Below are 13125 nucleotides of genomic sequence, written 5' to 3' on the forward strand. Positions count from 1 at the left end.
TTAACTCGACGGGGGTATTACGGCCGAAGATTTTAACCGTTACGTGAAGTTTCTTCTTATCGTCGAAGATCTCTTCAATGGTTCCTGTAAAGCCGCTGAAAGGACCATCCATTACTTTCACCGATTCACCTTTCAGGAAGGATACCGATGAAGCAGAAGTTTCTTCAACGACCTCGTCCACTTGCCCCAGCATTCGTTTTACTTCAGAAGCTCGCAGGGGAACGGGAATTTTAGAATTCTTATCTTTATCGTTGCTACCCAGAAACCCAATGACGCCGGGCATACTGGTAATCAAGTGCATTACTTCTCCATTGGACAAGTCCGCTGAAATCATGATATAACCGGGGAAAAACGCTTTTTCACGGATGCGTTTTTTGCCATTCCGCATTTCCACAATTTTCTCCGACGGAATCAGAATTTGCGGTACAGAGTCTTGTAATTCTTGTCTGGCTACTTCATTCTCCAGATAAGACTTTACCTTTTTCTCCTGACCGGAAACGGCCCGCAAAACATACCAATTCACGTTACTCATATTCTTCTCAGTTTTCAGTTTCCAATTCTCAGTTTTCAGTAAACGCTGCTTGGATGTACCAACTGTAAACTGACCACTGCCAACCGCAAACGCGTTACTTACTTGGAGAGGCTATAGAAAAGATCCAGCAAATTCTGGAAACCGGCATCCATCAGTCCTACCACGATCGCGAAGATCAATGAAGCAATTAGTACTAACCAGGAGCTTGATTGGAGATCTTTGAACGGAGGCCAGGTGATATGCTGCGTTACTTCGTCCCAGGAAGCTTTAAACAAAGACGTTACCTTTTCCATGTGTTTAGTTTAAAGTTTTCAGGTTTAAAGTTTAAAGTCTGACGAAAAGCGTTTCATCAAGGGGTACTTTAAACTTTAAACCTGAAACTTAGTTGCACGGGCACCAGGATTCGAACCCAGACCGAAGGTTTTGGAGACCTCTGTACTACCCTTATACTATGCCCGTGTGTGCATGTACTCTTATTTTGGGACTGCAAAAATAGAGTTTTGTTTTGAGTTCGTCAACTATCTGGGCAATTATTTTCCAGCAAACTGAAAACTTTTTCTCTATAAATAAAGAAAGCGTCCCGAGACGAGACGCTTTCTTTACAAGTATACTAAAATTACAGGATTTCAGTAACCTGACCAGCACCTACGGTACGGCCACCTTCGCGAATTGCGAAACGCAGACCTTTATCCATAGCGATGGGGTTAATCAGGGTTACATCAATCGTGATGTTATCACCAGGCATAACCATTTCTACGTTCTCAGGTAACATGATCTCGCCCGTTACGTCCGTGGTACGGAAGTAGAACTGAGGACGGTATTTGTTAAAGAACGGCGTGTGACGACCACCTTCTTCTTTAGAGAGGATATACACCTCAGCTTTGAAGTGGTTGTGAGGCTTCACTGAACCAGGCTTACAGATAACCATACCACGACGGATATCGGTTTTCTCAACACCACGGAGCAAAAGACCTACGTTGTCACCAGCTTCTCCACGGTCAAGGATTTTGCGGAACATTTCCACACCCGTTACCGTAGATTTCAGGTTTTCAGCACCCATACCCAGGATCTCAACTGGATCACCAGAGTTGATTACGCCCGTTTCGATACGACCGGTAGCTACCGTTCCACGACCCGTGATTGAGAATACGTCCTCAACCGGCATCAAGAAAGGCTTGTCCGTTTCACGAGCAGGCGTTGGGATCCAGCTATCTACTGCGTCCATCAGTTGTTCGATGGTTTCAACCCATTTGGGTTCGCCATTCAAACCACCCAGGGCAGAACCTTGGATTACAGGAATGTTATCACCGTCGAATTGGTAGAAGCTCAACAGATCACGGATTTCCATTTCAACGAGTTCCAGCAATTCTGGATCGTCTACCATGTCAACCTTGTTCATGAATACTACCAGCTGGGGTACACCAACCTGACGAGCGAGCAGGATGTGCTCACGAGTCTGGGGCATCGGACCATCCGTAGCAGCTACTACGATGATAGCACCGTCCATTTGAGCAGCACCCGTTACCATGTTCTTCACATAATCCGCGTGACCAGGGCAGTCAACGTGAGCATAGTGACGATTTACAGTTTGGTATTCTACGTGTGCCGTATTGATCGTGATACCACGTTCACGTTCTTCAGGAGCATTGTCAATTTGGGAGAAGTCTCTCTTCTCGGCCAGACCTTTCTCAGAAAGAACTTTAGTGATCGCAGCAGTCAAAGTCGTCTTACCGTGGTCAACGTGACCAATTGTACCAATGTTGACGTGCGGTTTCGAGCGGTCAAAAGTCTCCTTTGCCATTTTTTAAGAGAATTATCGGTTTCGCGATTGGGTTTAATATTGATGAAAGTGTACTTGCGAAATGAGTCACTTGCACCTTTCCTTACGAAAAAAGTCCCTCTCTATGCGGAGAGGGATTTCGCAATGCCTGATCTTTCAACCTAAACTACGGAAAGAAAGTTTCAGAGCCTTTGAGGGGATTTGAACCCCTGACCTCTTCCTTACCAAGGAAGTGCTCTACCCCTGAGCTACAAAGGCAATAATATTTACTTACGTTTGAGATCTACCAGTAAGCGGCACATCTCCGTTGTAATGGGTAAATCTTACGAGCGTAACTGAAACTTTACACAAAAATTCTTCCCGGATGGAAAGAATTTTAAAAACTAAACGCTCAAATGTTTGAGCGGGCGACGAGGCTCGAACCCGCGACCTGCAGCTTGGAAGGCTGCCGCTCTACCAACTGAGCTACGCCCGCATACGACTAAACTAAAATAAGAACCCGACCCAACGGGTTCTTATGAATTGTGGGGCGAGATGGATTCGAACCACCGTAAGCATACGCTAGCAGATTTACAGTCTGCCCCATTTGGCCACTCTGGTATCGCCCCAAATGGTAATTCTTTAATCTTGTATCAGAGAACGTTTTCCCTTTACCTTCCGGTTTGGAGTTGCAAAAGTACAGTGATCTTCAGCCCATGTCAATACCCTACTTAAAAAAATTTCTTGTCGGCTGCCTCTTCTCTTACCTAACCATTAGCTAATGCTTTCATTGTCAAATGTTTTAGCCTTTGTATGGGATTGAAAAAAATTTCTGTTTTATAAAAAAAGAGTAGCCAATTCCTCAGCTACTCCTTTCTTACCGCATTCGTTAACCCTAATTCAGGCGAACACCGAAACTAACGGCTTGCACTTTGGGACCACGAGCTTCCTGATAGAGTTCGTTTAGATCATACTGGAAAAACAGATCCACAGAGTTACGGAAGCCAATTTCCGCCATCAGACCGTACCGAAAATCATTCAGCCAGTACCCAGCATGATTATGATCTTTTTTATTATTCTGCGTCTTGGTTTTCGTGTAACTATCGAGTCGGTAGCCTACGTACCCCCCCGCCCCAATGTGCGAAATCACGCCTTTCCGTATGGCAAGGGTTGGCATGACGGGCACGGTCACGTAACATACCGTCAGTTTGCTCTTTTTCAGGGGTTCCGTGAATTCAGTAAATTCAATGCGTTCCGCTCCTTTTCTGGCTACATTATTGCCTTCAAACATGAAGTTGTACCATGTAAACTCAAATCCTAATCGCATCCGTAAGGCAACATCCTCTCCTTTAATCAGCGTGGGATTCCGGTAGAATCCCAGGGAGAAAAACCGCGATCCCAGGGGCCGTAAATCGTAATCCTGAGGATCGTAGTTGAGGTCTTCTTTTTTGCCGTAGGCGTTTAATCCAAAGGATATTACGAAGTTATCCTGATCGTTTTGCCACCACGGACGCGTACGCTTTACGCGTTTGATCTGATACGTTGTATCGCCATTGGCTTCAATGGTAATCTGGCGATCCTGAATAGTAATGGTGCCGCGGCCTTTTTTACGGTACTTGTCACCATCGACTTCGCCTAAAATTACGCGGGTAGTGCCTGCTTCAGACGTAGAGTCAATCTTTCCGCCTACATCCTTTAGTAATCGATTTACATCGTAGTTAAGCAGTTTTTTCAACTCCTCTTTATTTTCTCCGTAGATGATAATGCGGGACTTGTCTCCCATCACCACGATAATCGAATCCCGAACAATATCACTGGCTGAAGCCATGCCCAGCGTTCCTAGAAAGGCCAGCAAAACGGTAACGATGCGTTTCATAAGATATTTCTAACGATTTAACTTCCAGATGTCCGATCAGTATGAAAGGTTGCTTAATTCTTTTTAAAAAGATTGTCCTCGGTTCGGGCCATAATTGTTTTTCCGTCTAGACCCACTTCTTTCCATTCTCCTTCCTGAATGTGTTTAATGCCTTTAGCCAGACGAGAGAAGAATTTACCCTTCGTGCGTTTACCCAAGGCTTCCTCACTGGCTACTCCCGAGGCCGCTTCACCGGTTTCCGTTACTTTGACTATAAAAACTTTCGGCTCCACTACTTCCTGGGTTTTCGTAGCCGCTTGAGCGACCATTTCTACCGGTGCACTGGTTGAGACGGTTACGGACGGCTTAGACTCTACCGTTTGCGGCGTAGGACTCGTTATAGAGGTAGTAACGGCTAACTGGTCTTCAACCGGCACGGGCCGTGGCTTCGGCTCTATTGCTTTCGCTCGCGGTTCTTTCTTTTTTGCGGCAGCCAGTTCTGTCTGTGGTACCCGTTCCGTAGGGGTCTCTACTGGATTGGGAGTAATCTCAGCTTCTGGGCTTTGCTCAGGAGTAGCAATGGGCTTTATCACTTGCGGTTTTTCTAGGGCTAACTCCGGCCCGCTAGAGGTGGTAGAGGGTTGAATCATCCACCATCCCGCTAGTAGCAATACGGCTACGGAAGCTGCTGCCGAGTACCTAGCCCATAAAGGCAATCCTTTCCGCTGCGTATGGCTATTATTCAGCCGCGACTCTAGCTTATGCCAGGCTTCAGATCGGGGTACTTGCTCGTGGTCCTTTAATTTCCGGGCGAACAAGTGGTCAATCGGATGATTTTCTTTGGGTTCTTTCATACGATTAATAATTTATTGACAACCGGGCATCGGTTTCGGTAATGAGCCGTTGTAACAACGCTCTAGCCCGGTGTAATTGCGATTTGGACGTACTCTCGGTTATTTGCAAGGTACGAGCAATTTCTTCATGGCTGTACCCATCAATGGCGTATAAGTTAAATACCGTCCGGTAACCCGTAGGCAGCTGATCAATTAATTTGAGTAAGTCAGCTACTTCCAAGGCTGTTTCAGGAAGCTGCGGATCGGGTTCATACAGGATTTCATCATAACTCGTTTGCCAGCCCAGCTGTTTTTTCGAACGCAATGCCATTAAGCATTCATTGACAACAATTCGACGAATCCAACCTTCAAAACTTCCTTCCAGCTTAAACTGACTGATGCGTTCAAACACTTTCACAAACCCTTCCACCATGCATTCTTCCGCTTCGTACTCATCTTTGAAATATCTTCGGCAAACGGCTAGCATCCGGGCCGAGTACTTTTCGTACACCCGTCGCTGGGCTTTAGGGTCAGCCTTCTGACAGGCTTTCACCAGTTGCTCTTCCGTTTGAAATAAAGATAAAATTTTCACAAGACGGGATAAGGGTGGTTTTACTGTTGGGTAGATGCAGAGCCGTCTGCAAAGGTTGCAAGCCCTTTTAAAATTTATTGTAGGAAGGTGAAAAAATAAAAACCTCCTAGTCAAAAACTAGGAGGCTACTTATCGGCAATAAATCAATCACTACAACTTAACTACTACTGACTAATCCCTTTCATACGTTGCCAAAGAGCTATTTTCTGAGCGTATTCCTTTCGGCTACTACGGTACCAGAAGTAAGCAATCAAAGCCACAATTAAATAAGGCATTACTAATAAGTACAAGATTCCGGTATTCAAACCTGAACCATTCAGGTAATGACCGTCATTATACGTACTTTCTACAGAAGCCCGGCACATGGCACATTGGGCGAAAGTAAGGGTACAGGAAAGTAGTACCAGTACGCCAGAAGCCAGCAAACGTTTCATTCGTCTCGAAAACTTTAGTGGTAATACGGACTAATCATTAAATAAGCAATCACGCCCGTTACAGATACGTATAGCCATACGGGATACGTCACTTTCACAATTCGCTTATGCCGGGGAATCTGGTTACTCCACGCATAATACACCGCCAGTAGCACAAAAGGTACCACCACGATGGATAATACAATATGGCTAACTAGAATGACATAATAAAAAGTTCGCACGCCTACCCCTACTCCTCCAAAAGCAGTGGACTCATTGGTAAGATGGTATAAAACGTACGAAACCAGAAATAGCGAACCTAGTACGAAAGCCGTTTGCATGGCCCGGCGGTGAGCTGCGACATTCCCCCGTTTAATCATGAGATAACCGATGATCAGCAGAACAGCCGTTGCCGTGTTGATCAAAGCGTTCAAATGCGGGAGAAGTTTCGTCCATTCGCCCATCTGTACCTTCGGCACACGCGGATTAAGCAGTACCGCTACGGCTAGGGGAATAACCACCGATAAAATGCGAATGAGTCGCAGGTAGCTCTTTTGCTTTTCCTGCGGTATCGTTAATCGACTCATTTGGATTCTCGTTTTTTATAAATATCGAGCAGTACTCTAACTTCAAGGATTAAGCGATCAATTTCTTCCTTATCCTCACCATCGTAATAGCCTCGTATGACGCCTTCTTTGTCTACCAGTACCAGTTTGCTATCATGGGTAAAGGCGTCCGCCGTTTGAGCTTTATCATCCTGTACGGGTAGTTTATAGCCTTTGATAGCCAACTGATAAATTTGAGCTTTATCACCCGTTAGAAAAACCCATTTTCCGGGTTCAGCGTCGTAGCGTTTCCCATACGCACGAAGCACCGAGGGCGTATCATGCGTAGGATCGATGGAATGAGAGACGATCAATACATCGGGATTGTTGAGGAATATATCCTGAATCCGGTTCAATTGCGTAGACATCTTCGGACAAATCGTTGGACAACGACTAAAGAAGAAATCGGCTACGACAATTTTCCCTTTCAGAATATCACCGTTTACCCAAGTACTGTCCTGATTCAGTAAGTGAAACGCTGGAATCGTATGATAAAGCGTGTCCTGCTCAGGCTCCCACCAAGCTCGGTTCGGGCCATTTTTTTTGATGACTACCTGATTGGTTAGGGTATCCCGTAGCGGAAAATAACGGGGCAGCGAATAATGATTGACACCACCGAAACGAATCCACAAAAAGAATAAAACCGGAATCACTAACATCAAGATTAGGATTCCGGCTTTTTTAATATTCCACATAGCTATTGCTCCTCATGAAGCGAATGTACGCTTCTGATTCGTTCTAGACCGAACGCTTAGTAAGAAGAGATAAAACCACCTTCCATCAGCAGAGCCAGTACTAACCACGCAATGAAAACAAGAGGGACAATAATGGTCCAGAATAAACTCTTAGTTTCACCTGACAAGTGCATGAATTCACCCATGATGTAGGCAGCCTTCACAATGGTCATACCCACGAAGATGGATACTTTCAGCAGGTGCATATGGTGGGGTAACGAAAACGCTACAACGAATTCCAGAACAGTGATGATCAATAGAATCCAGAAGGTACGCCAAATCTTCTTGGTTTGCGGTTTGGCTACCATCTTACCGTTCTTCTCTACATATTCAGTGTATTCCGATGCCATATTTCTTTTCGATTATACCAGGTAAAAAAATGTAAATACAAAGACCCAGACCAGATCCACAAAGTGCCAGTACAAACCAACTTTCTCAACCATCTCATAATGTCCGCGACGTTCGTAAAGACCCATACAAACGTTGAAGAAAACGATGATGTTTAGAATAACGCCGGAAGTTACGTGCGTACCATGGAAACCCGTAATAAAGAAGAAGAAATCAGCAAAGGGCTGCGGACCATACTGGTTCACGTGCAGGTTGGCTCCGAATACTTCTTTCGTTACCTGTACACCGTTGATTACATCCGTTAAGATAGTAGGTTTATCCGTACCCGTAATGAAGTGACCCCATTCCCAAGCTTGTGAGCCCAAGAAAGTGATACCACCCAAGATCGTCCAAAGCATCCATTTTTCAACATCAGCCTTATCTTTCCGGTGACCCGCCTCAACGGCTAATACCATCGTTACCGAACTGAAGATCAAAATGAAGGTCATCAAGCCTACAAAAACCAGGGGTAGTTGATAACCGTGGAAGAAAGGAACCGCTTCAAATACGCGTTCTGGAATCGGCCAGTACTGATTCGAAAAAACGAAATTTTCAACATCCCCGTCGTATGCTGGGTGGGCATAACGCACCAGTCCATATGCAATTAACAGGCCAGAGAAAGAGAAGGCATCTGATAAGAGGAACAACCACATCATCAGTTTACCATAGCTGGCTTTCATCGGTTCGGCACCGCCCAGCCATAGTTGTTTCGGTTCAGCAGCAGCGTGTGTTGCCATGTACGCTAATTCAGTTTACAGTTAATAATTTCGTTTTTCGCTCCGTTGAGAGGCGTAATATCGTGGCTTTTTTACTAGCGGAAATTCAGCAAAAAGATAAAAAGGTACAGCCATAAAGCATCTAAAAAGTGCCAATACATTGCTGCCATCTCAATACGGTCTCTTTTCTTGGCGTGGATTTGCATTCGCCAGGCTGCCACAAAAGCAAAGATTAAAACAATCAGACCACTAATGATGTGCAGGCCGTGAATGAAAATCAATACGTCAAAAAAAGAAACGGCTGGATTGCCAACCAGGAATAATTTCTGATGAACTAACTCGTAGAAACCTTCTACTTGCAGATACAGAAACACCAAGCCGAGTGCAAAAGTAATCGAAATCGCTGTTTTGAGTTGGCCAAATTGGTCTTTTTTTGCAGCTCGCACCGATAAATGCATAAAAAGACTGCTGACCAGCAGAACGCCAGTACTATACCAGAAAATCATTGGTATTTCAAACTCAAGCCAGTTGCCTTCTGCCCGACGTACCAAATACGCACTCGTCCAGCCCGCAAAGGACATGGTGATGGCGGCTATGGTAAGCCAGAGCATAAATTTTTTAGGATGGAACGAAAAGGTGGGTTTGGCTTCTTCCATCAAACTTGGAGCAGATGTTATTTCAGTATTCATGACGATGTAAATGCTGCGATTACGTTAAAAAGCTACGTTAAGCTTTATCCAATAAAAACACGATTTGGAGAATCGGCAGATAGGTAATGGAAACAAAAAACAAGCGACGAGCGGCGGCATCACTAATTTCTCGCTTTAAGTAAAAGGCATGGCCTAAGAAAAGAAGCCCACCAATAGTAGCGATGATGGCGGAAGCGATACCCGTAATTCCTAATTCATAAGGAATCCAGCCTAGCGGTACGAGAAACAACGTATAGCCAATGATCGCACGGGCCGTTTTGGCTCCTTTGTCTCCTTTGTAGGGTAATAACTGAATTCCCGCCTGTTTGTAATCTTCATCGATCATCCAGGCTAATGCCCAGAAATGCGGAAACTGCCAGAAAAACTGAATAGCAAACAGTACACCTGGTTCCCATCCAAATTGATTCGTAGCGGCTACCCAGCCAATCATGGGAGGTAAAGCTCCGGGAATGGCTCCAACGAATACGGCAATGGGTCCTGAACGCTTTAATGGCGTATAGACGAAACCGTATAAGATGACCGAAAGAATGGCTACAATAGCCGAACGGAAATTGAAGAAATGGACGAATAGAAAAAGACTGAATACGGTCAGCAACAAACAGTAGATCGTTGCCTCACGTACCGTCAATCGTCCCGAAGGTAAAGGCCGATTACGGGTACGTTTCATTAACGCATCGCTGTCTTTCTCGTAAATTTGATTGATGATGTTCGAAGCTGCGGTAATGAAGAATCCGGCGATTGTGATGAGAATCAGTTTCGTCCAGTCGACTTCTTTGACAGCCAAATAATAACCAAAGGCTCCGGACAAAGCAACAAAGCTACTCAGGCGGTGCTTGAGTAATTCAACATATGCTTTCGCTTTTTCCTGCCAGGTAAGTTCTAATACACTCGTTTTTACTTCAGACATTGCTCGTTCCTAAGGCCGCTGAATAGGGATCAGTCGATGCCACTTTAATGGTACCGAACACACGTTCGGCATTCAATAGTAAATAAGCTACAAATTGTACGCCTAGCATAACTAAGGCCAGCGTAAGGTGTACGGGCTGTAAGTAAGCAGGAATGGAGAAGTACGCCATCCCTATGCCCGTCAGAATCTCAATCATTACTAAAGCCAACATCGCTTTAGCGTACGACTTTAATAAGCCGTCCTGACGGGTAGACTGCCACAGGGCTTTGATAAACCAACCATGGACGAAAAGAACAATTAATGAAAAAGACCGGTGTACGTAAAACCAGATCCCGGATTGACTAGCCTGCTCGATCCATTGGCTACGATTCTCGTAACCAATTTGGAAGATGACTTCATCAATCGCTTCCCGTACTTGTGTGCCCATCATTACCTGAACTACCGAAAGAGCAATAGCCCAAGCCAGTACTCGGTTCAGTAAGGGTTTGTTCTGTACCTTCTCTACTTGCGTTACCCGCGAATAGGCTCTGGCTACCGCGTAAATCAATACGAAAATAATGACGATTGCCACGAGCATATGGAGCGTAATGATCAACGGCTTTAATTCGGTGGAAACCACTTTGGCTCCTAACCAGCCTTGAAAACCCATTAATAAAAAGCTCACCAGCGAAAGCCAGAATAACGAACGGTCCTTGTTCCAGTATTTGAGTGACGTCAATAGCGTAGCAAATACAAAAAGGCCCGCTAATACGCCTACGAGTCGGTTGATGTATTCAGTCCAGGTTTTCACTGGATTAAACAGCACCTCCCCTTTGAGTTTGGCACCAAAGATTTCCTGATAATTTGCGGGTAATTGAGAGATATCCGTAGGTGGTACCCAAGTTCCGAAACATCGGGGCCAGTCGGGACAACCCATACCCGCTCCCGTACTTCGCACCACGCCACCTGCTACGACTACTAAGTATACAACAACAATCGTAGCAATGCCTAATTTTCTAAAGTTCATAGCGGCACGCTTGCTTCTACTAGGCAACAAAGATACAATCGAAATTATTCCCCCGATAAAAAGATTTCAATCCGTTGATTGGCTTGAATGGTAGAACGCATAAAAAAGAAAGGGCTCCTTCCAGAGCCCTTTCTTTTTTATGCATTTGGTCAGCTACCGAATTAATGACCACCTGATTTGGCAGACACTTCTTTCTGGAAGACATGTAATTCTTCAATAGCTTTCTCTAAAGCAATTTGCTCCGTTTCTTCCGGTAGGTTAGACTCGGGCGTTGAAGAGAAAGGTACCGTTTGAGGAATGTAGTCTTCTACTGCACCTGGCTTCGAGTAATCGTAAGGCCAACGGTATACGGCAGGAATAGGTCCTTCCCAGTTACCGTGACCCGGTACTACAGGAGCCGTCCATTCGATCGTGTTCGAACGCCAGGGGTTCTGTACGGACTTCTTACCCTTGAAAATAGAGTAGAAGAAGTTCCAGGCAAATAGACCCTGGGCAGTAAATGTAACGATAGCGGCTACACTGATGAACATGTTCAAATCAGCGAATGAGTTCGTCAGATCGTACGTTGAGAACGAGTAGTAACGACGGGGGAAACCAGCGATACCAATGTAGTGCATCGGGAAAAACACGCAGAATACACCAATGAATGTAAGCCAGAAGTGAATGTAACCCAGCGTATCATTCATCATACGACCATACATTTTAGGGAACCAGTGGTATACCCCAGCCATCAGTCCGAAGAAGGAGGCAGAACCCATTACTAAGTGGAAGTGAGCCACTACAAAGTACGTATCGTGTAATTGGATATCTAAAGCAGCGTTACCCAGGATAATACCTGTAACCCCACCCGCTACGAAAAGCGATACCAGACCGATGGAGAACAACATAGCCGGTGTGAAGACGATGTTACCTTTCCAGAGCGTAGTGATATAGTTAAAGGCTTTTACAGCAGAGGGTACCGCAATGATCAGTGTCAGGAACATAAATACGGAACCCAGGAAGGGGTTCATACCTGATACGAACATGTGGTGAGCCCATACAATAAAAGCCAGTAAGGTAATACCTAACATCGAACCAATCATGGCACGGTAACCAAAGATAGGCTTACGAGAGTTCGTAGCAATAACTTCAGAAGTAATACCCAATGCTGGCAATAATACGATGTATACCTCGGGGTGACCCAGGAACCAGAATAAGTGCTGGAACAGAATCGCTGATCCACCTTGCTGAGGCAAAGCTTCACCACCGATGTAGATTTCAGAGATGTAGAAGCTCGTACCGAAACTACGGTCAAAAATCAATAACAGAGCAGCAGCTAACAAAACGGGGAATGAAAGCAGACCCAGTACTGCGGTCAGGAAGAATGACCAGATCGTCAGCGGAAGCTTGCTAAAAGACATACCACGCGTACGCAGGTTAATGATCGTGGTAATGTAGTTCAAACCTCCCATTAACTGAGACACAATGAACAAAGCCATCGAAATCAACCAAAGCGTCATACCCAATCCTGAGCCATTAGAGGCCGTTGGGATAGCTGACAAAGGCGGATAAATTACCCAACCCCCTGCGGCAGGTCCCGTTGAAATGAACAGGGAAGTAAACATGATCAAACCAGCGACCAGGAAGAACCAGAACGAAAGCATGTTCAGGAATCCAGAAGCCATGTCACGTGCTCCAATTTGTAAAGGAATCAAGAAGTTCGAGAACGTACCGCTCAAACCTGCCGTCAGTACGAAGAATACCATGATGGTACCGTGCATCGTAACTAAAGCCAGATAGAATTCCGTTTCCAGTTTTCCTTCTGCATTTATCCAGTTGCCTAAAAGCCACCGCAGTCCATCCAGTTTCAAATCAGGAAAACCTAACTGAAGACGGAACAGAATGGAAAGCAATCCACCAATGAAAGCCCAGATAATACCCGTTACCAGATATTGTTTGGCAATCATTTTATGGTCTTCCGAGAAGACGTACTTCTGGATGAAATTTTGCTCGTGATGCTCATGCTCGTGCTCATGAACGTCATGAACGTCGTGATGATCGTCGTGAGTCAGTGCCATATCTTCTTTTTTAGTTTTT

Annotated in this window: 15 protein-coding genes and 4 tRNA genes; all 19 read right to left on the minus strand. The window is 45.1% G+C overall.

Annotation, left to right across the window (positions count from 1 at the left end; all coding sequences use genetic code 11):
- On the minus strand, positions 1 to 532 hold a 532-nt coding region (gene nusG / locus ACOJTG_RS10870), incomplete at its 3' end, for a transcription termination/antitermination protein NusG (RefSeq protein WP_420153832.1).
- A 98-nt stretch (positions 533 to 630) separates the two neighbouring features.
- Complete coding sequence (gene secE, locus ACOJTG_RS10875) at positions 631 to 825, minus strand: preprotein translocase subunit SecE (RefSeq protein ID WP_094815107.1); 195 nt, start codon at positions 823 to 825, stop codon at positions 631 to 633.
- Between the two features lie 95 nt (positions 826 to 920).
- A tRNA-Trp gene (locus ACOJTG_RS10880) sits at positions 921 to 991 on the minus strand.
- 157 nt (positions 992 to 1148) lie between these two features.
- Positions 1149 to 2333 carry an elongation factor Tu gene (tuf, locus tag ACOJTG_RS10885; protein WP_420153833.1) on the minus strand — a complete coding sequence of 395 codons (1185 nt, stop codon included), beginning with the start codon at positions 2331 to 2333 and terminating at the stop codon, positions 1149 to 1151.
- Between the two features lie 165 nt (positions 2334 to 2498).
- Positions 2499 to 2570: transfer RNA gene (locus tag ACOJTG_RS10890), tRNA-Thr, on the minus strand.
- A 144-nt stretch (positions 2571 to 2714) separates the two neighbouring features.
- Positions 2715 to 2787: transfer RNA gene (locus ACOJTG_RS10895), tRNA-Gly, on the minus strand.
- Positions 2788 to 2837: 50 nt separating this feature from the next.
- Positions 2838 to 2920, minus strand: a tRNA-Tyr gene (locus ACOJTG_RS10900).
- A 266-nt stretch (positions 2921 to 3186) separates the two neighbouring features.
- Positions 3187 to 4167: an outer membrane beta-barrel protein gene (locus ACOJTG_RS10905; RefSeq protein WP_420153834.1), complete on the minus strand. Its 981-nt coding sequence runs from the start codon at positions 4165 to 4167 to the stop codon at positions 3187 to 3189.
- A gap of 53 nt (positions 4168 to 4220) precedes the next feature.
- Positions 4221 to 5000, minus strand: a complete 780-nt coding sequence (locus ACOJTG_RS10910; protein WP_420153835.1) for a hypothetical protein — start codon at positions 4998 to 5000, stop codon at positions 4221 to 4223.
- A gap of 4 nt (positions 5001 to 5004) precedes the next feature.
- Positions 5005 to 5571 carry an RNA polymerase sigma factor gene (locus ACOJTG_RS10915; protein WP_420153836.1) on the minus strand — a complete coding sequence of 189 codons (567 nt, stop codon included), beginning with the start codon at positions 5569 to 5571 and terminating at the stop codon, positions 5005 to 5007.
- A gap of 164 nt (positions 5572 to 5735) precedes the next feature.
- The gene (locus ACOJTG_RS10920) at positions 5736 to 6005 is read right to left on the minus strand and encodes a hypothetical protein (protein WP_420153837.1); all 270 of its coding nucleotides are present in this window, start codon (positions 6003 to 6005) and stop codon (positions 5736 to 5738) included.
- 14 nt (positions 6006 to 6019) lie between these two features.
- The gene (locus ACOJTG_RS10925; RefSeq protein WP_420153838.1) at positions 6020 to 6571 is read right to left on the minus strand and encodes a DUF420 domain-containing protein; all 552 of its coding nucleotides are present in this window, start codon (positions 6569 to 6571) and stop codon (positions 6020 to 6022) included.
- Positions 6568 to 7284, minus strand: coding sequence for an SCO family protein (locus ACOJTG_RS10930; RefSeq protein WP_420153839.1), 717 nt, complete (start codon positions 7282 to 7284; stop codon positions 6568 to 6570). The genes ACOJTG_RS10925 and ACOJTG_RS10930 overlap by 4 nt, the downstream gene beginning before the upstream one ends.
- A 56-nt stretch (positions 7285 to 7340) precedes the next feature.
- Positions 7341 to 7673, minus strand: a complete 333-nt coding sequence (locus tag ACOJTG_RS10935; RefSeq protein ID WP_104715743.1) for a cytochrome C oxidase subunit IV family protein — start codon at positions 7671 to 7673, stop codon at positions 7341 to 7343.
- 12 nt (positions 7674 to 7685) lie between these two features.
- A complete protein-coding gene (locus ACOJTG_RS10940; protein WP_165796109.1) occupies positions 7686 to 8447 on the minus strand; it encodes a cytochrome c oxidase subunit 3 in 762 nt (253 codons plus the stop codon).
- Between the two features lie 74 nt (positions 8448 to 8521).
- Positions 8522 to 9115, minus strand: a complete 594-nt coding sequence (locus tag ACOJTG_RS10945) for a cytochrome c oxidase subunit 3 (protein ID WP_104715744.1) — start codon at positions 9113 to 9115, stop codon at positions 8522 to 8524.
- A 37-nt stretch (positions 9116 to 9152) separates the two neighbouring features.
- Complete coding sequence (gene cyoE, locus ACOJTG_RS10950) at positions 9153 to 10043, minus strand: heme o synthase (RefSeq protein ID WP_420153840.1); 891 nt, start codon at positions 10041 to 10043, stop codon at positions 9153 to 9155.
- Complete coding sequence (locus ACOJTG_RS10955; protein WP_420153841.1) at positions 10036 to 11049, minus strand: COX15/CtaA family protein; 1014 nt, start codon at positions 11047 to 11049, stop codon at positions 10036 to 10038. The genes cyoE and ACOJTG_RS10955 overlap by 8 nt, the downstream gene beginning before the upstream one ends.
- A 161-nt stretch (positions 11050 to 11210) precedes the next feature.
- Entirely contained in the window at positions 11211 to 13106 is a 1896-nt protein-coding gene (locus tag ACOJTG_RS10960) for a cytochrome c oxidase subunit I (RefSeq protein WP_420153842.1), read from the minus strand.
- Positions 13107 to 13125 lie beyond the last annotated feature (19 nt).

Origin of the sequence: Siphonobacter sp., from assembly GCF_048595215.1 — a bacterium.
Taxonomy (GTDB): Bacteria; Bacteroidota; Bacteroidia; order Cytophagales; family Spirosomataceae; genus Siphonobacter.